The organism is Marinicella gelatinilytica (assembly GCF_026410405.1).
In the GTDB taxonomy this organism is placed as follows: Bacteria; Pseudomonadota; Gammaproteobacteria; order Xanthomonadales; family Marinicellaceae; genus Marinicella; species Marinicella gelatinilytica.
Genome location: NZ_JAPMLN010000010.1, coordinates 47,288 through 71,586, shown reverse-complemented (window position 1 = coordinate 71,586; position 24,299 = coordinate 47,288). Strand labels below are relative to the sequence as shown.

The 24,299-nt window shown below is 42.7% G+C and carries 22 protein-coding genes; 13 read left to right on the top strand and 9 right to left on the bottom strand.

Going from position 1 to position 24,299, the window contains the following annotated elements; translation table 11 throughout:
- Nucleotides 1–107: 107 nt before the first annotated feature.
- The 4 genes from OS173_RS08045 (at nt 108) to OS173_RS08030 (ending at nt 2,977) form a co-directional block, all read left to right on the top strand.
- On the top strand, nt 108–794 hold the full coding sequence (locus tag OS173_RS08045) for an SDR family NAD(P)-dependent oxidoreductase (protein WP_267183760.1): 687 nt from the start codon (nt 108–110) through the stop codon (nt 792–794).
- A gap of 294 nt (nt 795–1,088) precedes the next feature.
- Nucleotides 1,089–1,688: a hypothetical protein gene (locus OS173_RS08040; protein ID WP_267183759.1), complete on the top strand. Its 600-nt coding sequence runs from the start codon at nt 1,089–1,091 to the stop codon at nt 1,686–1,688.
- 18 nt (nt 1,689–1,706) lie between these two features.
- Nucleotides 1,707–2,354, top strand: a complete 648-nt coding sequence (locus OS173_RS08035; RefSeq protein WP_267183758.1) for a hypothetical protein — start codon at nt 1,707–1,709, stop codon at nt 2,352–2,354.
- A 17-nt stretch (nt 2,355–2,371) separates the two neighbouring features.
- Nucleotides 2,372–2,977, top strand: a complete 606-nt coding sequence (locus OS173_RS08030) for a hypothetical protein (RefSeq protein WP_267183757.1) — start codon at nt 2,372–2,374, stop codon at nt 2,975–2,977.
- A 54-nt stretch (nt 2,978–3,031) separates the two neighbouring features.
- Here OS173_RS08030 and OS173_RS08025 read toward each other — a convergent pair whose 3' ends face one another.
- From OS173_RS08025 to OS173_RS08000, 6 genes are all read right to left on the bottom strand, one after another.
- Complete coding sequence (locus tag OS173_RS08025; RefSeq protein WP_267183756.1) at nt 3,032–4,111, bottom strand: saccharopine dehydrogenase family protein; 1,080 nt, start codon at nt 4,109–4,111, stop codon at nt 3,032–3,034.
- Nucleotides 4,112–4,275: 164 nt separating this feature from the next.
- Nucleotides 4,276–4,749, bottom strand: a complete 474-nt coding sequence (locus OS173_RS08020) for a phosphatidylglycerophosphatase A family protein (RefSeq protein ID WP_267183755.1) — start codon at nt 4,747–4,749, stop codon at nt 4,276–4,278.
- A gap of 171 nt (nt 4,750–4,920) precedes the next feature.
- A complete protein-coding gene (gene thiL / locus OS173_RS08015) occupies nt 4,921–5,832 on the bottom strand; it encodes a thiamine-phosphate kinase (RefSeq protein ID WP_267183754.1) in 912 nt (303 codons plus the stop codon).
- A complete protein-coding gene (gene nusB, locus OS173_RS08010) occupies nt 5,829–6,287 on the bottom strand; it encodes a transcription antitermination factor NusB (protein ID WP_267183753.1) in 459 nt (152 codons plus the stop codon). The genes thiL and nusB overlap by 4 nt, the downstream gene beginning before the upstream one ends.
- Before the next feature lie 45 nt (nt 6,288–6,332).
- Nucleotides 6,333–7,586: a serine hydroxymethyltransferase gene (glyA, locus tag OS173_RS08005; protein WP_267183752.1), complete on the bottom strand. Its 1,254-nt coding sequence runs from the start codon at nt 7,584–7,586 to the stop codon at nt 6,333–6,335.
- Nucleotides 7,587–7,889: 303 nt separating this feature from the next.
- Complete coding sequence (locus tag OS173_RS08000) at nt 7,890–8,321, bottom strand: CopD family protein (protein WP_267183751.1); 432 nt, start codon at nt 8,319–8,321, stop codon at nt 7,890–7,892.
- Nucleotides 8,322–8,385: 64 nt separating this feature from the next.
- Between OS173_RS08000 and OS173_RS07995 the strand changes: the two genes are divergently transcribed.
- From OS173_RS07995 to OS173_RS07965, 7 genes are all read left to right on the top strand, one after another.
- Complete coding sequence (locus tag OS173_RS07995) at nt 8,386–9,153, top strand: DUF6776 family protein (protein ID WP_267183750.1); 768 nt, start codon at nt 8,386–8,388, stop codon at nt 9,151–9,153.
- A 17-nt stretch (nt 9,154–9,170) separates the two neighbouring features.
- Nucleotides 9,171–9,605: a bactofilin family protein gene (locus OS173_RS07990; RefSeq protein WP_267183749.1), complete on the top strand. Its 435-nt coding sequence runs from the start codon at nt 9,171–9,173 to the stop codon at nt 9,603–9,605.
- Nucleotides 9,598–9,927, top strand: a complete 330-nt coding sequence (gene erpA, locus OS173_RS07985) for an iron-sulfur cluster insertion protein ErpA (RefSeq protein WP_267183748.1) — start codon at nt 9,598–9,600, stop codon at nt 9,925–9,927. The genes OS173_RS07990 and erpA overlap by 8 nt, the downstream gene beginning before the upstream one ends.
- On the top strand, nt 9,924–10,808 hold the full coding sequence (gene nudC, locus OS173_RS07980) for an NAD(+) diphosphatase (protein ID WP_267183747.1): 885 nt from the start codon (nt 9,924–9,926) through the stop codon (nt 10,806–10,808). Before erpA ends, nudC begins: the two co-directional genes overlap by 4 nt.
- Before the next feature lie 2 nt (nt 10,809–10,810).
- Entirely contained in the window at nt 10,811–11,626 is an 816-nt protein-coding gene (gene mutM / locus OS173_RS07975) for a bifunctional DNA-formamidopyrimidine glycosylase/DNA-(apurinic or apyrimidinic site) lyase (protein WP_267183746.1), read from the top strand.
- 93 nt (nt 11,627–11,719) lie between these two features.
- Nucleotides 11,720–14,482: a bifunctional diguanylate cyclase/phosphodiesterase gene (locus OS173_RS07970; protein WP_267183745.1), complete on the top strand. Its 2,763-nt coding sequence runs from the start codon at nt 11,720–11,722 to the stop codon at nt 14,480–14,482.
- 9 nt (nt 14,483–14,491) lie between these two features.
- Entirely contained in the window at nt 14,492–16,456 is a 1,965-nt protein-coding gene (locus OS173_RS07965) for an ATP-dependent helicase (RefSeq protein ID WP_267183744.1), read from the top strand.
- A gap of 253 nt (nt 16,457–16,709) precedes the next feature.
- Here OS173_RS07965 and OS173_RS07960 read toward each other — a convergent pair whose 3' ends face one another.
- The gene (locus OS173_RS07960; protein WP_267183743.1) at nt 16,710–18,650 is read right to left on the bottom strand and encodes a hypothetical protein; all 1,941 of its coding nucleotides are present in this window, start codon (nt 18,648–18,650) and stop codon (nt 16,710–16,712) included.
- A 305-nt stretch (nt 18,651–18,955) separates the two neighbouring features.
- On the opposite strand from OS173_RS07960, the gene OS173_RS07955 reads away from it, so the two are divergent.
- Entirely contained in the window at nt 18,956–19,579 is a 624-nt protein-coding gene (locus OS173_RS07955; protein ID WP_267183742.1) for a cell division protein ZipA, read from the top strand.
- Complete coding sequence (ligA, locus tag OS173_RS07950) at nt 19,580–21,610, top strand: NAD-dependent DNA ligase LigA (protein ID WP_267183741.1); 2,031 nt, start codon at nt 19,580–19,582, stop codon at nt 21,608–21,610.
- Here ligA and OS173_RS07945 read toward each other — a convergent pair.
- Together OS173_RS07945 and OS173_RS07940 are read right to left on the bottom strand one after the other, a co-directional pair.
- Nucleotides 21,607–21,975 (bottom strand): hypothetical protein, encoded by a 369-nt coding sequence (locus OS173_RS07945; protein ID WP_267183740.1) that lies wholly within the window; start codon nt 21,973–21,975, stop codon nt 21,607–21,609. The genes ligA and OS173_RS07945 overlap by 4 nt on opposite strands.
- A gap of 105 nt (nt 21,976–22,080) precedes the next feature.
- Entirely contained in the window at nt 22,081–24,240 is a 2,160-nt protein-coding gene (locus OS173_RS07940) for a patatin-like phospholipase family protein (protein WP_267183739.1), read from the bottom strand.
- Between the last annotated feature and the right edge of the window lie 59 nt (nt 24,241–24,299).

Here is a 24,299-nt window from a genome sequence, read left to right as displayed (position 1 = left end):
TTAGCAATTAATCGATATATTTCACCACTGCTTCAGTGAATTCAAAATATTTCTATATCTGCGCGAATAAACTGTTAAAATTCAGACACATCGAATTTTACGTTACCATGGATAAATACCATCAACTTAAAGGAAAAACTTACTTTCTTACCGGCGCTTGCGGCGGCTTGGGCTCAGCCATTGCGTTACGTTTGTCACAACAACAGGCCAATTTAGTGATTAGTGACAAAAGCCCGAAAACTTTAGATAAACTCTGTGACGAACTGTTAAAACGCGGTTTACCCGAGCCGGTTATTTACCCCATGGACCTAATTGGCGCCACACCCAATGATTACATTCAGCTGGCCAAACAATTAGAAAAACACTTCGGACGCTTAGACGGCTTGATTCATACCGCTGTTGAATTCGGTAGTTTATCACCCTTTATATTGTATGAAGCGTCTCGCTGGCTCAAAGAAATGCAGGTTAATGTTAATTCACCGATTTTTCTGACCCAAGCCTTGTTACCGCTATTACTGAAAGCCAAAGGCCACATTATTTTTACCTCAGATGACCTGAACTTAACCGCCAAAGCCTACTGGGGACAATACGGTGTCGCCAAAGCTGCCATCGAGCAGTTTGCAAAAATTCTGTCTCAAGAATGTGAAAACCAGGGGGTTAAAGTCAGCACCCTCACACCCCCCCCCATGCCCACCACACTACGCGCCAAAGTCTGGCCCTCAGAAGATGCCTCAAAACTCAACAAACCCACCGAAGTGGCACTTCAATATCTGGACGAACTGCTGACGTCATAAGTTTTATCCTGTAAATTGATACATTGACAAGCCGATCACTTGACCATCAACCTGTCTAGAACTTGACTGTGATTATTTTTTCATGGACTTTTTAGTCCATTGACGTGGCAACTCACTATGCTCAACGCTCTGCAAAAATACGCATTTCTTCACTGTTTTCCGTTAATTTTCTTGATTTAGCTTCATTTTTGTGAACTGTATCACTGTTTTTCAGTGGCAGGTTGTTCTCTTTAGGAGTAAACTGGGGCAAGTTAAGTTAACAGCTTAGCACCATTTTTTTCAGAGGAGAGTACAATGAAATATCTATCCATTAAATCCATGGCTTGGATCACCGCCATGGTATCAACCTCAATCTCGGCCCAATCAACGGTGCCGGATGAGACTATTGATATAACCGATCAATTTACCGTCACCAAAGTTAAATATCAAGATGACAATCAGGACGAACTGTCCGACAAAAGTTTTTCCGGTACCTATCATTTGAATATTGCCGCATCAGGAAGCGTTCCCATAATGAGCAGCGACAACGATTACACTTACGCCAACAAAGGCTGTTTTTACGCCAACGTGGTGGGTCTTTTCGATGTTAATATTCAACTACCTGGTGGTCATAGAATTAATGGCATACGGTACTTTTATGACGACAACAGTGCCAGTAGCAATAGTCAAGTTACTTTGTACCGAATCAACCAAAATACCGGAACTTATAGCTCTTTACAATCAGTTACTTCAAGCGGTAGCGCCGGCGTCTATACGAGTCATTATGAAAACATATCCACGCCGCACTTTATTGATAATGCAAATTATGCTTATGTCTTGCGTTTTCAACCAGGCTCGCCCGGTATCGATCAAATAATGTGCGGTGCTCGGCTTAATATGACAGCCACACCTTAAAAAACAGGAGTAATTATTATGAAACATTTAATTAAAATAGCCGGTTTAATGGCATGCAGTACTGTCTTTGCCGGTGATACAGTCTATCTCAACAGTGACGATTTACTTGATATGGAAGCGAATGCACCATTGGGATTTGAAATCAATCGTGACGGTGAAATAATCAGCGATAATACCAAAACTATGGTCGATGAAAATCGTCCTGTTGGCGGTACTTCAATCCGCTATTATTCAGCAGTGGGATCCGCCATGCAGAGTTCTTCAAGCGGCACTTATTCTTACACTTATTCTGGTTGCAAAACACCTTTAGCAGGCACAGTTCAAATAGATGATGCCGTTGACCTACCCAATGGATCAAAAGTTGTCTCTTTTTCAGCATTTGGTGTCGACAATAGCGGCACTGCTCAAGCCTCATCCTGGTTGGTTGAGCGCGACAATAATACCAATACATGGACTGACCTTGAAACCCACCCTTCAGGCGGATCAGCCATACCAGGTCGGTTCAGTGAAGGTGGCTTTCTTGATTACACCATAGGATACAGTAATCCACTTGTCGTTCGACAGCGCGCTAATGATTCCGATATCTCACTCTGTGGCTATCGGATTGGTTATGTGCCACCGGATGTTGCGAGTGATGTAATCTTTGTCAACAACTTTTACCGTTAATCCAAAGGAGAAATACCATGAAACTTTTAACACTTAAATTATCCTTAATCGCTGGATTATCTGTATCAGGTGGAAGTTTTTGTCAAACTTCACTGCAGGATGAATCGGATTTAAATTCAGACCAGTTTCCAACAAATCACACGACAATTAAGAACAATTTTACTGAAGATGAAAAAGCGTTTGACTTTTTATCTTCTAACAAAACTTACGGTGATGGTATCTACACTATAAATTTAATTGCCACTGCCGCCACGCCGTATTCATCATCAGTTACTTTAAACTATGGTAGCAAAGGTTGTATCTATGGTAGTGGATACTTTGATTTACCACTACAGTTACCAGATGGCCATGAAATATTTGGTGTGCGTTATGCATTTGAAGACAGCAGTAGCGCTAGCACAGAAGTTTACTTGGCTTCTGTTGATTTTACAGGTAACTTTGTCATTGAAAATACACTCAGCTCAACTGGTGACACCGGATACGGGTTTATAGTTGATTATTTATCGCCTCGCGTTGTCATCGATAATGCAAATTATAAATATATGATTCGTTTTTATTCTCCGACTTCAACTACTGATCAAAAAATGTGCGCGGTACAACTTGTTATGGATTCAGCACCTTAATTAGTAGTCAACAAAATAACGACTTAGTTTTGGGCTTCTTCACGAAGCCCTTTTTTATGTGCAGGGTTTAATTTTGATGTTGTGTTGCGCTAAATTGGCCAAGAGGTATTCAAAGTGGTGCACATCCTGACCTAAATGCTCCGGTGCCAGTACGCCTGGCATAACCTTATTATTCAGCATTAAACGAGCTGTCGCGGCACAGGTGTAGCCGGTGGTACGGGCCATGGAGCTGATGTAATTTTCAGTGTCATAATGATCCACCATGCGGTAGATTTCACTTGTTTGCTGACCGACACGAATACCTTTGACCCGAATTTCCAGTACTGTCAGGTCTTGTTCGCCGGCTTGAAATTGCCACTGTTTTTGCAGAACTTCGGCGGTATTCTCACGGTGGGCATCGTTAAAAAACCCGGCTTGTTTTAACTGCGTAATAAACTGCGCATGACCGGGATAGCGGATGGTTTTTTCGGCCATGGTTGGAATATCAACGGTGGTTAATAATGTCCGTAAGCCGTCGGTATTAAAAGCTTCAAGGTCACCGATTCCGGGGACATGCAATGTTTCGATTTCAGTTAACGGTGGTAACACTAAATCCTGACCATTTCTCTTCATACGTGCCGGACGGGTGTATTCTTCAATCACATCCAGGGGTGCAAATGGTGCTTTGTATTCAAACGGTAAGTTTCTCTCAACCGGCAAACCTCCGACCAGACAAGTCAATTCATCCACCTGCTCATAAGTCGCCACAAAATGGCCGGCAAATAAATTGGTTAAACCCGGCGCCAGCCCCATATCAACAATCGCCGTGGCATTATGTTTTTTAGCAAAATCATCCAATTGCAGCGGATCTTTGGTAAAAAATGAAATATCCACCATCGATTGCCCGGTTTCCAATACTGCTTTTAAAGCCTTAAAGCCCAGGACGCTGGGTAAGGCACCGACCACCAAATCATAATCTGCCACCATCTTTTGTAAGGCGGCTTTGTCGGTGACATCCAGTTGTTTAAATTCAATACCATCCGGTAACGCATCGGGCTTCTGTAAATCCGTCAAACAGACGACATGGTCTTCACTGAGGTTTAAAGCAATCACCCGACCAATACGACCACCACCCAACACAATAATCTTCTTCATACCCTAACTTCCACAGTGATTCATCTTCATCATTCAACATTAACCCGTGCCGGCGAAGGCCGGCACCCAGTGTCTTTGAGTAGGGTTTTGTCGGTGTTTGTGCCACTCGCCATGAGACTGTTCACTGGTTTCGGAGATACAGAATTTTCATTAAGCATCAGGCATCATAAAAAATATCTGGCCAGCATTAAAATCAACCACGCATAAATACCCGCCACCACATCATCAATCATTACCCCAAAACCACCGGAGACTTTTTTGTCAATCCAACCAATGGGAAAGGGTTTCACAATATCAAACAGACGAAATAAAATAAATCCGGCCAACAGCCAAGTCCAATGAAACGGCACCAACCACATGGTGATCCAAAAACCGACAAACTCATCCCAGACAATGCCACCATGATCATGCACGCCCAAGGCTTTGCCGGCACGGCCACAAATCCAGACTCCGCCGATAAAGGCAGCCACCACGACGGCTAAGTACATTAAAGGCGGCAAGGTCTGCAAGGCCAGATACAAAGGAATCGCCATCAGTGTCCCAAACGTCCCCGGCGCCACCGGCGCCAAACCGCTGCCAAAACCAAAGGCCAGAAAGCCGGACGGTGTGGTTAATGCTATTTTCTGTGTTTTATTCATAAGCCGCGTCGTCTTCGGGCTTGACCCGGAGATCCAGTTTGCGATAGCAAACAAAAGCAGTCGCTTTTAATTGTCTTGCTATAATGTCTAAATTCTAAACGATTACTCATTTTTATATCTATTTCAAAAATGGACCTCCGGGTCAAGCCCGAAGGAGTCGCAATTTAAGTTTTACCCAAAATGATCAAAACCCGACCGTTTAACTTCAATACGCTGACCTTTGTCATAAACAGTGACACCCGATCCGGCACACATATGCCCAATCACCGTACAATCCGGCGGTAACAAGGATTCATCCTCTGGTCGAATGGTGAAACATAATTGATAATCATCACCACCGCTTAACACGTAGTCCAACCATTGTGAATCACTTTTAATGGGCTCATAGACCGGCATTTTTTCCACATCCAGTTGCGCACCCATAGCCGATGCCTCGCAGATATGACCCAAATCCGCCAGCAATCCATCTGAAACATCAATCATGGCACGGGCGTAATCAATCACTGCCTCGGCGACATCAAATCGCGGCTGAGGCCGTTTGAGTTGTGCATCACAATAATCGTTGACGCCGGGATTGTTGAGCGCAAAGGCAGCACTGCCCAGCTCACCACTGACCACGACTAAATCACCCGCCCGAGCATCTTTTCGTTTTTTCGGATTTTTTGACAAGCCGATAACAGTGAAACCGATGGCAAGCGGCCCGGATGTGGTGTCGCCGCCAATTAATTCCACCCGGTGTTTTTTCAATAAACCACTGACACCCCGACTAAAACCTGCAATCCATGGCCCATCGACAGCGGGTAAGGTTAAATTCATCAAAACCCACTTGGGTTGAGCTGCCATGGCGGCCATATCGCTTAAATTAACGGCGATGGCTTTATGACCAATATCTTCAGGCTTATCATCCGCTTTAAAATGACGACCCACCACCAGCGTATCGGTGGCAATAACCATTTGGTGACCGGCAGGAATTAAGGCAGGATCAATCACCGCGGCATCATCGCCGATGCCCAGGGTTACGGCCCGGTCCTGACCATGAACCAACGACTGGAGCTGTTTGATAAGATCGAATTCGTTAATCACACACCCAATTCATGCGGACGGGTTTCAGCGGCCACTTGTTTTAACACGCCATTGACAAAACTATGCCCACCTTCGGCACCAAACTCCGTGGTTAAAATAACCGCCTCATTAATAACAACCTTGAACGGTGTTTCAATACTTTGCGACAGCTCATACGCAGCCACCAGTAACACCGCATATTCAACCGCACCCAATGAAGCTTTTTCACGGCCCACATGGGGATCAATTAAGGCCTCAATGGTGGTGCGATTGGCAGCGATATAACGCAAAGCCTTTTCAAAAAAGGCCATATCCACTTTTTTGAAGTCTTGCTCTTCGATAAATTGATTAATCACCGAGGACACCGACTCATCGTTGTAATGCATCTGGTATAAGGCTTGCACCAGACGCTTACGGGCGCGGTGTTTGCGAGCCAGAGGCTCAGGTAATCGTTTGTTTTTTCTGTGCTGACTCATGCCGCTGTATTCATCCTTCAAGTGTGACAAAATGGCCACTCATTGTTAACCGTAAACCGGGTGAACTTTACACAATTCAGCCACTTTTTTGCGCACTTCAAGCAACACGGCATCATTGTCCATATCTTCCAGAATATCACACATCCAGTCGGCAATGTCACTAAAATCAGCGGCATCAAAGCCTCGTGTGGTACCGGCCGGAGTTCCCAATCGTAAACCACTGGTGACAAAGGGTGAGCGCGGGTCATTGGGTACGGCATTTTTATTAACCGTAATATTAGCCTCACCCAAACGGGCTTCGGCATCTTTACCGGTGATGTCTTTGGCCACCAAATCGAGTAAAAACAAGTGATTTTCGGTGCCACCTGACACCACATCAAAACCACGCGCGATAAAAACCTGTGCCATGGCCTGGGCATTTTTAACGACATTTTGTTGGTAGGTTTTGAATTCAGGCTGTAAGGCTTCATTAAAAGCCGTGGCTTTGGCTGCAATGACATGCATGAGCGGGCCACCTTGAATCCCCGGAAAAACCAGTGAATTCAATTTCTTTTCAATGTCTTTATTGGCTCTGGCTAAAATAATACCGCCACGAGGACCACGCAGGGTTTTATGGGTGGTTGAGGTGGTGACATCTGCAATATTAACCGGCGAGGGATAAACCCCGGCCGCCACTAAACCGGCCACATGGGCCATATCCACCATAAAATAAGCACCGACTTCATCGGCAATATCTTTAAACTTTTGCCAGTCAATGCGTTTGGAATAAGCAGAAAATCCACCAATAATCATTTTGGGCTGATGCTCAATGGCCAGATTTCTCACTTCTTCAAAATCAATTTCACCGGTGGCCTCATCAATACCATACTGAATGGCATTATAAAGTTTACCGGACATATTTACCGGCGAACCATGGGTTAAATGACCACCATGCGCCAATGACATCCCTAAAATGGTGTCACCGGGTTGCAATAAGGCCATATATACCGCCTGATTGGCCTGCGAGCCTGAATGCGGCTGCACATTGGCATAATCGGCATCAAATAATTTTTTGACCCGCTCAATAGCCAGATTCTCAGCGATATCCACATACTCACAGCCACCGTAATAACGACGCCCCGGATAACCTTCAGCGTATTTGTTGGTGAGTTGAGAACCCTGGGCCTGCATCACCGCAGGCGAGGTGTAGTTTTCAGAAGCAATCAACTCAATATGATCTTCCTGGCGCCGGTTCTCCTGTTCGATGGCGGCCATCAAATCCGGATCTGTTTTGCTTAAGGTGTTATTTTTATCAAACATAATAGATGAATTGTTAAAAGCGATAGGTCGGTATTTTAACTGCCACCGCTTAAGAAGTCATTATAAGCGAGAATGTTTCATCAGTTCTGCTTTCAGCTTTCAAATACTTTTTTTATATCAAAACCATTGAGTTGCAATAAAACAAACAGCTTTTGTAAATTTTGCCTAAAAGGTTTTATGAAAAAACCGACTTTATCTAAAAATGTAGGGATGGCATTTTTGAATGCCCAAGGTAGCCTGAAAGGTAAGACCACTGGTTGTGGTTTTAAAAACCTGATCTAAAACCACTCAAACTAAAGACCTCTAAAAGGGTTTAGCAATCACCAAATAGATAACGATCAATAAGATAAGCGCCGGGATTTCATTAAAATACCGAAACCAGACGTGACTGCGTTTCTGGACACCCTCAACAAATTGTCTATGAATGGCAAAACAATAATAATGGTAAACAATCAAAGCCAGCACCAGGATCATTTTAGCGATAAACCAAGTTTGATTAATATAGAGTAGCCAAGATTTACCGGCAATGCTGTAAACCAGCAGTATCGCTGAAATCACAGTCCCCCACATGGTAAAGCGCATCATTTTAATGAGTCGTTGTTGCAGCCCGGTCAACAGCAGCCGCTCTGACTCCTGCTCGACCATGGCGTGATTAACAAACAACCGTGGCAGGTAGAACAAACACGCAAACCAACTAACCACAAAAAAAATATGAATGGTTTTAATTATCAACATCCTCAAACTCACTGATCACCGGCAGGTGGTATAATGCCTTTTTTTGATCAAAACAACAACTCAAGTGTCCACAAAAACACCCAAATACATTATCCAAACTGCCAACGAACAACCTTCGTTTATACGGCGACATTGGTTATTGGCAACCTTAACCGGTTTAATCGTCGTCGCATTTTTTTACGGCCGCTATTACGACGTGGATGTCTTAAAAGCATTTAAAGGCCAAAAACAAACATGGACTGAAATTAACCAACAGTTAACCGAAGAAAACCAACAACAATCCATCACCATGAGCCGCATCCAAACAGAATTAAAAGTTAAAGACCAAGCACTGCAGTCTCTAAAAATGGATTTAGATAAGCTCAACCAGGAAATAGTCCAGCTAAAAGCTGACGTGGGCTTTTATGAAAATCTTTTGAGCCACAAGGATAGCATTAAGACTTTGCGGGTTTTTGAAGCGGTGGCGGAACCGGTGGCTAACCACATTCAATTAAAAATCGTATTGGCACAAAAATTAGAAAAAGCCCTCAATAAAACCGGCACCATCAGCCTTAAGTTATTAGGAATAACCGACAACAAAGCCAATCAAATAGACCTCGTTAAACAATTTGACTTAGACAACCAGTTTTCTTTTAAGTACTTTCAAATTAAGAATTACGCCATCACCTTACCCGATGGTTTCATTCCAACCGCACTTTTAGTAGAATTACATAGTCAAGATAATAAACCGAAGACTGTCACCGACCGCATAGCATGGCAAGATATTTGGCAAGGCGCCGGACAGTCGCCAGTGGTGATTGACACCACCCCACCACAAACTGACTCCAACTAATTTTGGAGGTAGAGATAATGTTCAACAAAAAACGTAAACCAGAGACAACCATGGCACAAAACAACCAAAAACAACTCGATACCCTGATTGGCCAAAGTACACGGATGAAAGGTGACATGACCTTTAGTGGTATGATGCACCTTGATGGCCAAGTGGAAGGCTCTGTCATTGCAGAAAATGACAATGACACCCTAACAATCAGTGAAAATGGCCGCGTTAAAGGCACCATTAAAGCCGGTAACTTAGTCATTAACGGCACCATAGAAGGTGATATTACCGCCACCGGAAAAATCGAAGTACTCAGTCAAGCACGTATTAGCGGAAACATTTATTACGTCAACATCGAGATGGAAACCGGCTCACAGATCAATGGCCAACTTATTTATCAAGGCGGTGAAGTCACCCACATTAACAAACACGATAAAAAAGACAAGCAACAAAAACATGAGTGAAATTAATATCAGCGAACCGGCAGCTAAAAAAATTAACCAGCTGGTACTTGAAGAAATGAACCCTGATTTAAAATTCAGGGTTTATATCATTGGTGGCGGATGCTCGGGTTTTCAGTATGGGTTTGCCTTTGAAGAGGAAACCGATAGCGATGACATGACCATTGAATCAGAAGGGGTCACTTTAATGGTGGATCCCATGAGCTTTCCTTATTTAATGGGCTCGACCATTGATTATTTAGAGGACTTACAGGGCGCTCGGTTTGTGGTCAATAACCCCAATGCCAAAACCACGTGTGGATGTGGCAGTTCTTTTGCCATATGAGCAACGAGCAAATTTATTTTACTTGGACAGAATTAGATCGATGCGCCGACATGCGCAACCAAAAAAACCGGATTGAGCAATTAAAAAAAATAAAAGCATGTCATTTTGTTCCGGTTTTTGAAGGTAAACATTTGTACCCGAAAGAACAAAACCTGTTTTACATCTCAGACCATACCATTGGTCAACCGGAACGAGAAAGTTTTTTAGGTATTCTACATGACGAGTTATGGTTTAGCTGCGGACTCACTGAACAAGAAGCAGATGAGCTGGCACAACAACGTCACGGCCACTTTGAATCTGTTCGAGATTATGCCATGGCTTTGGATGAAGACCTGGGCCATATTGCTTTATATTCGCGGGGTTTAGATTTATGGCAACGTCAAAAAAAATATTGTTCTATTTGCGGTGAATTAAACCAAATTGAAAGCGTTGGTCATAAAATGTTATGCACCAACGGCCATGCCCAATGGCCGCGCATTGAACCGGCCATTATTGTATTGGTCACCAAAGATGATCGCTGCCTGTTAGGACGCAAACATAATTGGAAACCGGGTGTGTATTCCACCTTAGCGGGCTTTGTGGAAGCCGGTGAAACCATTGAGGATGCGGTTTACCGTGAAGTCTATGAAGAATCAAATATTCGCATCAAAAATGTGTCTTATTTTGGCTCCCAACCCTGGCCTTTTCCGGCTTCTTTAATGCTGGCCTTTAAAGCCGAAGGTATCAGCGAAGACATCCGATTAGATGATGAAATGGAAGATGTTCGGTGGTTTTCTCGGGATGAACTATTGGCTTGCCAAAAAGATGGTTCCATTATTTTAGCGCCTCGATTTACTGTTGCCCATAGTTTAATCAGCCAGTTTATTGGCAAAGCTGTGTAACCATGCCCGAATTACCCGAGGTGGAAACCACCCGTCGTGGTCTTAACCGATATATCCTCAACAAAACCATTAACCACGTTATCGTTCGTCAAGCCCAATTGCGCTGGCCGATTCCAGCAGACATTCGTGATATTGAAGGCCAGCAAATCGTCGAACTTCGTCGCCGCGGTAAATACATTTTAGCCAAACTGAGTGGCGGCCGTCACCTGCTAATGCATTTGGGCATGTCAGGTGCCATGTCGGTTGTTCCTGTTTCTCAACCAGTTAAAAAGCATGACCACTTTGAACTACAGTTTCATGATGGACAGACATTACGTTTTCATGACCCAAGGCGCTTTGGCTGCATCCTATTAACCAATGAACACCCTGAACAACATTCTTTACTCGCATCCTTAGGCCCAGAACCTTTGAGCAATGACTTTAACGGTCAGTGGTTGAAAGACACCGCTAAGAACCGCACAGTGGCCGTCAAAAACTTTATCATGAACAGCCAAGTGGTGGTTGGTGTGGGCAATATTTATGCCGCTGAAGCACTATTTCAAGCCGGCATCCACCCAAAACGAGCCGCTTCTCGCATTAGTTTACAACGCTATGAAAGCTTGGCTAACGCCATTAAAGCCGTACTGCAAAAAGCCATCAAAGCAGGCGGCACCACCTTACAAGATTTTACAAACAGTGAGGGTAAGCCGGGATATTTCCAACAAGAATTACAAGTGTATGGCCACCAAGGACAACCATGCCGACAATGTAATCAAACAATACGCAACATCCTTATTGGCAGTCGCAGCAGTTATTATTGTCAACAATGTCAGCGTTAACTAACTATTTATTACAAGATGAAGTCATTTAACTGTTCACCCACCTGTCGATTTTTGCTACTATCATGTTAAAAATCACCATTTAAACGAACCTTGAAAATCAGCCTTAAATTAAGTTTAACCAACGTCATATTCGCAGCCATATACGCGTTGGTCTGTTACTTAGCGTATTTCTATTTTGTCAGACCCACCTTGGCGATATGGCCGGCTGCTGGTCTCGGTGTAGGCGCGGTTATTATTTGGCGTAGCCGCATTATTCCGGGCATTATGTTGGGTGAACTATTGAATAGCCTATTCATTTATAAGGTTCATCTGCATTTAGGCTGGAATATTGACACCTTATACAATGTTCTTTTTTATTTGGTCAATATTTTTCGCCCCTTGCTTGCCGGCTTTTGGGTGCTTCGCGTTGTAGGCAATCAATTTAAATTGCTTGACTTCAAGTCAGTCAGCCAGTTTTTCTTTTACTCGGCCATTTTACCCATGGCTTTTACCAGCATCTTATTTGTAATGCTATTAAACCAAGTCGGCTTTTTCGATGAAGACAATTTTTTGACTAAAAGTTTTCTTTGGTACCTTGGCGATATTATGAGCGTACTCATATTCACTCCCCTATTACTAACTCTTTTTGCTGAACCAAGGTCTCTTTGGCGAACCCGCATTGTCAGTTTAACAGTACCTGTTCTGGTTTGTTTTATTCTAATTTTTTTGTTATTTAATTCATTTCGTCAGTTTCAAATCGATCGGATTAATGAAGGCATTGAAACGCAATTAACCACATTGGTTTCAGATCTAGAGCAGGAATCCGGCAATATTAATCATTACTTGCAGTATTTAGCCCAAAAAAACCAAATTTATGACATCAAGAATTATGTGGTCAGACTTTATCAGATAGACAACAACCAAAGACATGTAATTTATCAAAACAAGGATGTCCGCATATCCCGGTTTAAAGACTATATTCATGAAGCCCAAATCACCATTGCTGACCAGGATTATTTACTAATGGTGGCGCCGGACAACGATTTATTCACCACCAATACACCCGATAGTTTATGGTTAACTTTGTTGGTGGGTATTTTCTTTGCTGCTTTTATCACTTTTATTATGCTGATATTAAGCGGCAAGAATTACACCACTAAAAAAATAGTTGCCGAACGAACCAAAGATCTGTACAAAGCCAATATAAAACTCGCCCGAACAAATTCAGATTATAAACGCATCATAGAAAGTCACCCTGTGATTTTTTGGAAAGTGAACATCCAGGAAGACCAAATTAAATTTATCAGTGCCGAAGCCCAGTCTTTATTAGGTTACCCCACCTCACAATGGCTCACTGAGCCACATTTTTTAATGAGCAAAATTCATCCCGATGATTTGAGCCGTTTCAAAAAGGCCTTGTTTCAGGATATTTTTGATCGCCATAATCTGGATATTGATTACCGCATTAAACATGCCAATGGCGAGTATCGCTGGTTCAGAGACACCTTATATTTACCTGAAGATTTCGAACAAAGCCAAGAAATAATGGGCATGATGGTGGATATTACCGACGAAAAAAACAGTGCCCAACAAATTCGCCATTTAGCTTATCACGATCATTTAACCGATCTGCCTAACCGCCAACGATTACAACATGTGCTCAATGAACTTATCCAAAGAGGTCAGGCCACACAATTATTCGGAGCTGTTTTATTTTTGGATATGGACCGTTTTAAAGTACTCAACGATGCATTGGGTCATCATTTTGGTGACCAACTGTTATTAAAAATCAGTAACCGCTTAAAACTTTACCAAGATGAATTCAAACTGATTGCCCGCTTTGGGGGAGATGAGTTTGTATTGGTCACTGATTGCGAATATCAAACTGCCAATGATGCTGCGGTACAAGTAGTCATGTTAGCCGAGGACATTATCCAGACACTGGCCAAACCCTATCAAATTGACCACCACCAACATATTTGTACCGTTAGTATTGGTGTGTCTATTTACCCTTATGAAGGTAATTCCGTTAACGACATCATACGCCAGGCCGATGTGGCCATGTATCGCTCCAAAGAACAGGGCCGCAATCAAGTGACCATGTATCATCAAAGCATGAAGCAACATAATGACCAAATCCTTTATGTTGAACAGGTACTCAGACACGCCATAAACGAAGATACCTTTATTCTTAAATACCAACCCATGGTCAATCATGACCGTCAGATTGTCAGCTTTGAAGCACTCATCCGTATATTTCAAGATGGTCGAACCATTTATCCTGACGAGTTTATTCCGGTGGCCGAAGACACCGATTTAATTCAATCCCTGGGTCGCTGGGTTATTTCTAATGCCTGTTATACAGCCAGTGAATCAGGGCATAATATCTCCATTAATGTCAGCTCAAAGCAATTTCATCAGCAGGGCTTTATTAAATACATAGAACAAATCATCAGCCAATTTAATATTAAACCCAATAGTTTAACCATTGAATTAACCGAAGGCGTGGTGGTGGGCAATTTCAATGAAATTCAGTATAAATTTAACCGATTAAAAGATTTTGGGGTGCAAATTGCCATAGATGACTTTGGTACCGGGTATTCATCGCTTCAGTATCTGCGCCAGTTACCTATTGATTATCTTAAAATCGACAAAAGTTTTATCGACGACGTTGAAACCGATGACAATGCCGAAGTCATTATTCGCACCATCACGTCCATGGCCAAAAACCTGAATTTAAAAACTGTGGCTGAAGGTGTCGAAACCGAAGCGCAATTTACACTGTTAAAAAAACTCGGCTGTGATTATTTCCAAGGCTACTTATTTGGTCATCCCGGCGATTTACACACCATCCAAGACCCCAATAACATTTAATTAATTACCGTGCTAAATAAACACCAAGCCGCTGCCGTTCGGCATTTAAACACACCTTTACTGGTTTTATCCGGTGCCGGTTGCGGTAAAACCCGTGTCATCGTTGAAAAAATGTTGCACATTGTTAACAGCCATTTTTGTCAGCCTGATCATTTATACGCCATCACGTTTACTAATAAAGCCGCTAAAGAAATGCAGCAACGTTTAGCAAAGCGCTATGTGCAGGCAGATTTAATCAACATCTCCACATTTCACGCTTTGGGTTTACGGCTGTTAAAATCTGAAGTAAAACACACCGGCTTACTTCCCGGATTTAGTATTCTAGACCCTTCTGAATGCACTCAAATTATTCAGGAACTGGTCCCCAAAGGCTTAAAAAAGAACGTAGTCTATGACATTCAATGGCAAATTTCTGATTGGAAAAATGCCGGATTAAAGCCCGCAGACGCCACTTCGAATAACCCATTAAATCAAGACATTTACCGCCGTTACCTTGAATATATGCAGAGCATCAATGCCGTGGATTTTGATGACTTAATCGCCATGAGTCTATGGCTGTTGCAAGGCAATGAAACGGTTCGAAAGCGTTGGCAAAATCAAGTGAGCTATTTGTTGGTTGATGAGTACCAAGACACCAATGCCTGCCAGTATCAACTCATCAAACAATTAACTGCTAACAACCAAGGCTTAACCTGTGTTGGCGACGATGACCAGTCAATCTACGGATGGCGCGGCGCCCGACCTGAAAACCTACAGCTCTTGGCGAATGACTTTCCGACACTGGAGGTGGTTAAATTAGAACAGAATTACCGCTCCACCAGCACCATTTTAAAAGCCGCCGATGCCGTGGTGCAGCATAACCCTCACCCATTTAAAAAAACAATCTGGAGCGATTTAGGCGAAGGCGACTTAATTGACCTCAGCAGTCATGATTCCATTGAAGAAGAAGCTGAACACATTGCCACCGCCATACACTTCTCTATACAGCATAACCATCACCAGGCCGGTGATTATGGTATCCTATACCGATCTAACCGCCAGGCTCGCACCATTGAGCAAGCCTTGCGTCGTTTTAATATTCCTTATCATATCTCTGGTGGACGGTCTTTTTTCGACTACACCGAAATTAAAGATCTGATGGCGTATTTGCGGTTACTCACTAATCCATTTGATAATGCCGCTTTTCTCCGTGTCATCAACACACCAAGACGCGGTATCGGTATGCAAACAGTTAAACACATTGCCCATTCAGCCAAACTAAGCAACCGGTCATTTTTCCATTTTATTTCACAAGCAAAACTGGATGAACATTTTGAGCCGCGTATGGCCGCTAAATTACATGACTTTCAACGCATGATAGCTAACTTTTGCCAATCAAAATTAACCGCCGATGTCATCCTAAGCCAACTACTCAATCAAACTGACTACCTAAATTGGGTAGAACATAACACCGCGAATCAAGTCGCAAAAGTTAATAAGCGTAAATTAATCACTGATTTTGTTCGCTGGGTGAATGCCATCTGCAAAAATAAACCCACCGACCTAGAAGAATTAGTCAGCTACTTGACTTTACAAACTGATAGCAACGATGACGACACCCAAGGCGTGGCGTTAATGACCTTACATGCAGCCAAAGGCTTAGAATTTAATCAGGTGTTTTTAATCGGCATTGAAGAAGGTTTACTGCCTCACAGCAGCAGCCTCGAAGAAGCTGAAGATCAATCTGAAGCACTGGCCGAAGAAAGGCGTTTAATGTATGTCGGCATGACCCGCGCACAAAATAAACTAACCATAAGCTACGTCAAAAAACGCAAATCAAAGCATCCAACGCAACAACAAACCAGCACCGGGCCCAGTCGTTTTATTGATGAAATCCCTGCTGAATTTATGATGGCACCCGACAACCCTGCCCATAAAGCCAAAACCAAGCAAAATTTCGCTGCTTTAAAAGCCCAGCTAAATCAAAACCCATAAAAAAAGCTCCAGCATTGTGGAGCTTTTAAATCTAGTTAACTTAGTTTGAGTTACTTGAAATCATCTTTGAAAATAACATCATTGATAGGACTTTCTTCGCCACCGATATTATAAGTTCCATCTAGATTTATGATGACATAAGTCAGTTCAACGCTTAAAACCAAAAACAAAAAAATCGCGGCTTTAAAAACTGAGCTTAAATAAAAAACCCCGAATTAATTCGGGGCTTTTTTCAGAGAATGAACTTTAAAGGTTATTCGAAATCATCTTTAAAGATTATGTCTGTGGCCGTGGCTTCATAAGCGCCTACATCTTCAGCCCCGTACAAATTGGTGTATTCCGGTAAATCAACAGGCCTGTCACTTCCCAACATATCCGGAAATAAAGGTGAAACCCATTGTTGATTACACATATCAATACCGGGCGAACCATCCTTAAGACGATAATCTTGATTGCCGGTATCCATAAACATAGGATCGGACGTAAATTTACGGGTTGCTACTACAGACTGATCCTCATGAAGAATCAGACAGTCCATAAAACGTGTGGGATTATTATTGCCTGATTCTAAGTAAATATCCACACCATCAGGATCATAGACAATACTGTTCGCTAAGCCCACACGGGCATCATTATTACCTATTATTCGAGACGTAGACTGGTTCTCACCGATTGTTGAATAATAAATCAATATCTCTGAAGATTGAAAGGCTCTAAACAGATAAGTGTCGTTGTAATTACCGGTTCCATTACTGCCATTATTAAAGAATACACTGCCCTCAAATTTTATTTTACTGCCACTATCACGGGCATACCCCACCACACCGGCGGTTGCTCGATGACCTCTTAACGCGCTGTTAGCAACATCAATATCTGCACCCGTGGCCGCATACAATCCACCACCTACACTGGTTGCAAAATTAGTATTCAAATCAACACAAGCACCTGGATTCCAACAACCAATGGCACCCGCTTCATTTTCAAAGGCACTTTTTATGGTCACTGTCGCACCATTTTCAGCCGCAACAGCACCACCATCAAAGGCCATGTTCGCCATCATGTAGACATTTTCAGCAACCAGTTCGCTGCCCACGCCATCCACATAAACTGCGCCGCCATTACCGAGACCATTATCGTCGTAATTGGCAAAGTTAAATAACATACTGACCGGCTCATCATTGTTACCCGATAGACATATCCAATTATTATTCAGAGGAAAACAACTATTCCGTCCTCGCAATGTGGCTTTGGCACCACCCATAATGGCAATACCACCACCATGTTCCGTCGCTGTGTTAAAGTTGATACCACGCATATCACTGCCAAAAAGCTGTACATCCTGACTGCCTTGATAGGTAATCATCTCACAACCGTTTTCCAGCAAAATACCGCCACCACTTCCGGCTGTGGCCGTATTACTGTATATACCATGTTCCAAACCATCACTGTCAAAAATATTGATTTGAGCATTGGGATTGCGACAATAAATACCACCACCGGCTTCAGCCTGATTAGCATTCATTTGCACCTGTCTTAAATTCACGTTCATGTCACCACCATTACCGGTAATTCCTATGGCGCCACCCTTCCAAGCAGTGTTGTTACTCAGCGCTATTTTATAAAGTGATATAGAAGCATTCGCACTATTGATACGGATTGCCCCGCCATACCAATTGCTGGCACCACTGTTTTTGATGGCTAAATTTTGCAAGGTTATAAAGTTTCTACCGGTGTTTCCATCGATGCGAAATACCGGATTTGAATCAGTACTCGATTGAATAATGGTATTTAAGGAATTTGGACTGGTCTGAATATTATTGGCAGCGTCTGGACAACTGGCATAGCCCCCTTTAATCACCATGTCACGATCATTAAGCGTAATATTTTCCTCGTCATACACGCCCTCAACCAGGCGTAGCTCTGTATAGGTGTTTATTGTAAAATCGATTGCATCCTGAATGGGTGTTGTTCGAACAGATGCATTAAAAGTACAATTACTGCTGAAACCGATGGTTGCCACCACAGCCGCACCCTGAGTAACGTTTTTGTCAACCAGTTCAGGATAAGCTGCAATAATGACTTCTCTGTCACTGGCTGTAAAGTGACTTAAATCATCTGCATTTAAAGTAAAATCCCCGGCCATAGACAGACCTGATGTCATAAAACCCAACACCATTAATTTTTTTATAATCATCTTTAAACTCCAAAAATTTAATCTTCATACTATAATCATTTCAATATTTGTCTTCTAACATATTTCTGTGACCTATTTCTCATTTTTAACAATAGCCCTCTGTGATGACGATTTTTTTAACGAATTTTTAACCGAATAGTGGCTATTTATGGTTTTTATTAAGCTATATTGAATATTAATAGTGAGCGCCACCCTACCTTTGTTTACAACAATCAAAATTTGTCAGTCAATACCACCATCACGCTTGAACAAAAGGCTTTGATTTTGTATGATTCTCTTTTCTTATCTCGGATTAAAACGTCACCGTGTCACCCTGGGAACTGCGCCTTATTATTGGTCTTATTGGAGTTATTGTTTTGGTGCTGATTTATTATTTTCACACCAAATCAGCTCGGCCTAATGATATTAATGTCAACAGTGACGAACTGTTTCATATTGATCCGGATTTGGGTCTTGAAAGTCCTGCAGTGAAACCATCGAAAACCGATTCTGCAGATACCCCTGTTAAATCCACAAAGAAAATCATCACTTTGTTTCTCCACGCCAAAGATGGCCTACAGTTTGACTGGCATCAAATCAAAGATGCTGCCAATAAAGCCGGTTTGGAATACGGCGATGATCACTTGTTTTACCGCTACCGGCGTTTAGGCAGTGAAAAAAAGGTTTTATTTTTAGTCGCCAATATGCTGAAACCCGGGGTTTTTGATGTGGATATGCGAACCAGTGGCCTGGTTTTTATCATGACGTTGCCCGGTGAAATGGATGCTTTAGACCTTTGGGACACCTTATTCCCCGTGGCCAAACGCATGGAAGAGCTACTTGGCGGCACCTTAACCGATGAAAATCACAGCACTTTTTCCCGCCAACGGATTGCCTCGATGCGGGAAGAGATGCGTATTTTTGAGGCCAATCTGGACTCCGAAAAATAAATGGATCTTTGCCGATCAAAAAAAGACTACTTAGATTTAGTCGACACGTTAAATCACCATGCGCAAAAATACTATCTATTAGATGACCCTGAAATTGCAGACGCTGAATACGATCAGCTTTATCAACGGCTGCTAACCACCGAACAAAAACACCCCGATTGGGTCACCGATGTGTCACCATCACAGCGGGTTGCCGATGAGCCTCTAGACGCCTTTACCCAGGTTCAACATGCAACACCCATGCTGTCATTAAATAATGCCTTTGATGAAGCCGCCATGACCGCTTTTTATCAACGTCTCTTAAAACGCTTACAACAAGATGGCATTGCAATGGATACATTGACTTTTTCTGCGGAGCCGAAGTTTGATGGTCTGGCACTTAGTTTGCGTTATGAACATGGTCGACTGGCACAAGGCGCTACCCGTGGCGATGGCCAAACCGGTGAAGACATTACCCATAATGTCCGCACCATAACATCCATTCCGTTACAGCTCGCAGGAGAAGATTTACCTGATGTTCTGGAAATACGCGGCGAAGTGGTGATGCCCAAAGATGGCTTCAAACAATACAACCAGGCAGCTGAACAACGTGGTGATAAAACTTTTGCCAATCCACGTAACGCAGCGGCCGGCTCATTGCGACAACTCGATCCAAAAATCACCGCACAACGACCGCTACAGTTTTTCGCCTACGGTATTGGTTTATCCGAGCCACAAGGAACATTTAGCAGCCATTCCGAAATTCTTAACTGGCTAAAAACCTTGGCTATTCCGGTCAATGATTTATGCACCACCCTTTCAGGACTCAATGCTTGCTTTGAGTATTATCAAACATTAATCGAAAAGCGTGACGCTTTAAATATCGATATTGACGGCGCGGTTTTTAAGGTGGATGATCTCACATTACAACAATCATTGGGCTTCATCACCAAAGCACCACGCTGGGCCATTGCTTATAAATTTCCTGCTGAAGAAGCCACCACCATCATTGAAAACATTGACGTCCAGGTGGGTCGTACCGGCAGCATCACACCGGTGGCGCGTTTAAAACCCGTTACAGTCGGCGGGGTGACAGTGACCAATGCCACTTTACATAATGAAGATGAAATCAAACGTAAAGATGTACGCATTGGTGACACCGTTTTTGTGCGGCGAGCTGGTGATGTGATTCCTGAAATTGTTAAAGTTGTGGTGCAAAAGCGCCCAGAAAACAGTCAAGAGTTTGTGATGCCCAGTCAATGTCCCGTTTGTGGCAGCGAGCTCTATAAGCCTGAAGATGAGGCTGTTTTAAGGTGCCCTGCCGGTTTGTCTTGTGACGCTCAAAAAAAGCACAGTATAAAACACTTTGCCTCTCGCAAAGCCATGGATATTGATGGCTTAGGCGATAAATTAGTGGATCAATTAATTGATGCCGGGCTTATTGATACTGCCGCTGATTTATACCAATTAACAGAATCGCAAATAAGCGGTTTAGAGCGTATGGGACAAAAATCAGCACAAAATCTACTTAACGCCATCACTCACAGCAAAAAAACCACTTTGCCGCGGTTTATTTATGCATTGGGAATTCGAGAAGTGGGTGAAGCCACCGCGCTCACCTTAGCCAATGAACTCAAAACGTTACAAGCCATTCAAAATATAGGTCGCGATGAACTGCAACAATTACCGGATATTGGACCAGTGGTGGCGCAGAAAATTCGGGTTTATTTTAATAATGAAGCCAATAATAAAACCATTAAAGCTTTGTTGGATAATGGTATCCACTGGCCCGCCATTAAAAGCATAGACCAGGACCGGTTACCACTCAAGGACACCATCATTGTGTTAACCGGTAAATTAAGCCAGTTAACACGCAGTGAAGCCAAACAAGGCTTACAAAATTTAGGCGCACAAGTCACTGGATCGGTGTCTAAAAACACCGATTACGTGGTGGCCGGCACGGATGCCGGCTCTAAACTTAGTCAGGCGGAGTCTTTAGGTGTTACCGTTGTGGATGAAGACTGGTTACTTAAACAACTTAACAGTCTTTAAGAACCCACTTCAAAACCACCTATAAACAAGCCATCCTCATAAGTACCATTCTGACATTCAACATTGCCAAATACTGAAGTCAGATACAAACGACCTTGCGCCAAGTTGTAATAAACAGCGTTTAAGGGGATGTGGACATTGTCACCGTTTTTAAAAGTGGTACCCACTTGAATGTCCGGCACAGGAATGCCACCGGCGGTACAATTTGTGACCATCGGATTTTTGATTTTTTGGTTATCAGTGCGATAAATAATATTGGATGGGCTCGAATATTTATGACCATCCAGCACAAATGCCACATCGGCATTAACAACAGGTGCCACGGACAAAACCGCCAACGCGACCAGTTTACTTAAATTTCTCATTCTCATTTCGCTTTCTCTTTAAAAGAGTAGCTCAAAGTGTAGCAAGAGAAGCGTTAAGATTAGAGAAACCGGTTCACATTTTTATCTAAAAACAGCTGATTTACCCTAAAAACCGGTACCTACACGCAAATAAAAGCGTAAATCGCCATCGCGGCTATAGCCGCTGCCTAAATACAAAACATTGTTTTGTACATCAAAAGAAATTCCTGCCGAGAAACCATACAGCATATCTTCAACACTTATATGACGCTGCCACACATTTCCCCAGTGCGCTTTAACGGTTAGGTCAGGCGAGCCTAACACCGGTAAAATAATCTGATCCAAACCGGTAAACCAACCGGCTTCCATAACAAACATGTTTAAACCCAATAAAGAATCTGTCGGATAACCGGCAAAATCATCCACCCCACCATAGGCTTTAAAATACTCGTTATCATCAACCAAATCAGTAAAATCAAATTTAAAACGCAAATGCGCTGCAGAATTTTCAAATAAAGGAAATCGTCTAAAACCATCAAAACTCAGATACTGAACACGATCAAAAACACCCACTTCAGTTTGCAAATCATAACCATAGCGTGGGGCAATGGTCTTTTCTAAGGTATCAATGCCATAATTAATTTTAACCCCAACCGTATCATCAACAGCAGTCTGAAAACTTAAATCATTAATCACCGGCGTAACACTTTCATCTTTAAACCATAAACCGGCACGCAATTCACTGTTACGCGTAGGGTTGTAACCAATATTAAGCCCCATTCCATATCTCTTATGATCATATTCACCAACAGCATCCAAGCCTTGGTATAGTCGTTTAGTGTCCTTAACAGCCTCCACATTAAAGGTGGCAAAATATTCATTACTAAAATCTATCGGTTGATACAGTTCCGATTCCCACGCCAATACTGAGCCAATACTGATATCATTGGTCCAATGTCCGCCTTTCGAATTAATATTAAAACGCTGATGTCGAACCAATAAAGAGATACGGGTATTGGAATCAAAATCATCTGCCACTTTCAAACCAAAACGCAAATAATCCGGCCCCCATCGTTTTTCTTGTACCTTTAATAGAATACCCCGCTGATTATTGTCCTCAACAACTTTATAAGTAATATTCTGAATATCAGGTTCTGAAGCCACCACTTGATCCACAAAATCCTGAACCAAACCGGCCTGAAAATCCTTACCCATTATCGCTGAGGCATGTTCCCGAAGACGCTCTGTTGCGGTTCGATTATTGCCTTCAAAACGAACAAACTGTATGCGACTTGGAATTTCTCTGGGTAAAAAATTACGACTTTCTAAATAGGTCAAATACTCATAATCTGACAACGCCAAACCGGCTAACTGTTCAGATTGGGCATAAGTGGCCAAATAACCATCATTAATCATGTCGTCTGTTCGATTAAACATGTTTGGCAGTATGTTTTTTAATGCCGGCTTAATAACAATATCAGCTAATTTTTCAGATTCCTTGGTGTTTTGCACCAAAGCCACGTCAATACTTTGATAGGTCACCAAAACCACCGATGACTTGTCATCAACTTGACCCAATGGCGATGAAATATTTACCGCAATTACGATATCCGCACCCATGGCTTTAGCCACATCAACGGGCAAATTATTTAAAATACCGCCATCCACCAAATAGCGGTCTTGATGCTTTACCGGCCCAAATACCAAAGGAACAGCCATCGATGCACGCATTGCAATCGCTAAATCGCCATGATCCATCACATAAGGCTCACCGGCATTCAAATCCGTTGCTACTGCTCGAAATGGAATCGGGAAATCATCAAAATCTTGAACATTAAAGTTACCCACAAGCCGTTGTAACTCCAGCATCACCCGATGATCGCCGACCAGCCCAACATTTGATTTAGCGCCTTCTTTAGAAATGCCTATTTCTAATTCGGTAAAGTAGTCTTTTTCTTCCTGCTTTTGTCGGTAATTTTTCAACACCCGCGGACTGCCGGGATTGATGGCCTTGTCCCAATCCACTGATTTGACCGCCCATTCTAAGTCATCCGGTGCCATGCCAATTGCATATAAACCGCCGACAATGGCACCCATGGATGTGCCGGCAATGTAGTCAATGGGAATTTGTTTTTCATGCAAAGCTTTAATGACACCCACATGAGCAATACCACGTGCACCACCACCGGATAATACCAACCCAACTTTTGGTCGAGTCTCAGCCGCTACCGCCAGACAGCCATACAAGCAGCCAATAATTAATAAAACACGTGTCAATCCAGTCATCAGTCGACTTGTTCCTTAAAATGTAAAAATTTTAGCAAATTTCTATTTTTTAACCACAG

Coding starts and splice junctions, on each gene's coding strand:
- OS173_RS08045 (WP_267183760.1), top strand. CDS start 108: ATGGATAAATACCATCAACTTAAAGGAAAAACTTACTTTCTTACCGGC.
- OS173_RS08040 (WP_267183759.1), top strand. CDS start 1,089: ATGAAATATCTATCCATTAAATCCATGGCTTGGATCACCGCCATGGTA.
- OS173_RS08035 (WP_267183758.1), top strand. CDS start 1,707: ATGAAACATTTAATTAAAATAGCCGGTTTAATGGCATGCAGTACTGTC.
- OS173_RS08030 (WP_267183757.1), top strand. CDS start 2,372: ATGAAACTTTTAACACTTAAATTATCCTTAATCGCTGGATTATCTGTA.
- OS173_RS08025 (WP_267183756.1), bottom strand. CDS start 4,111: ATGAAGAAGATTATTGTGTTGGGTGGTGGTCGTATTGGTCGGGTGATT.
- OS173_RS08020 (WP_267183755.1), bottom strand. CDS start 4,749: ATGAATAAAACACAGAAAATAGCATTAACCACACCGTCCGGCTTTCTG.
- nusB (WP_267183753.1), bottom strand. CDS start 6,287: ATGAGTCAGCACAGAAAAAACAAACGATTACCTGAGCCTCTGGCTCGC.
- glyA (WP_267183752.1), bottom strand. CDS start 7,586: ATGTTTGATAAAAATAACACCTTAAGCAAAACAGATCCGGATTTGATG.
- OS173_RS08000 (WP_267183751.1), bottom strand. CDS start 8,321: ATGTTGATAATTAAAACCATTCATATTTTTTTTGTGGTTAGTTGGTTT.
- OS173_RS07990 (WP_267183749.1), top strand. CDS start 9,171: ATGTTCAACAAAAAACGTAAACCAGAGACAACCATGGCACAAAACAAC.
- erpA (WP_267183748.1), top strand. CDS start 9,598: ATGAGTGAAATTAATATCAGCGAACCGGCAGCTAAAAAAATTAACCAG.
- nudC (WP_267183747.1), top strand. CDS start 9,924: ATGAGCAACGAGCAAATTTATTTTACTTGGACAGAATTAGATCGATGC.
- mutM (WP_267183746.1), top strand. CDS start 10,811: ATGCCCGAATTACCCGAGGTGGAAACCACCCGTCGTGGTCTTAACCGA.
- OS173_RS07960 (WP_267183743.1), bottom strand. CDS start 18,650: ATGATTATAAAAAAATTAATGGTGTTGGGTTTTATGACATCAGGTCTG.
- ligA (WP_267183741.1), top strand. CDS start 19,580: ATGGATCTTTGCCGATCAAAAAAAGACTACTTAGATTTAGTCGACACG.
- OS173_RS07945 (WP_267183740.1), bottom strand. CDS start 21,975: ATGAGAAATTTAAGTAAACTGGTCGCGTTGGCGGTTTTGTCCGTGGCA.
- OS173_RS07940 (WP_267183739.1), bottom strand. CDS start 24,240: ATGACTGGATTGACACGTGTTTTATTAATTATTGGCTGCTTGTATGGC.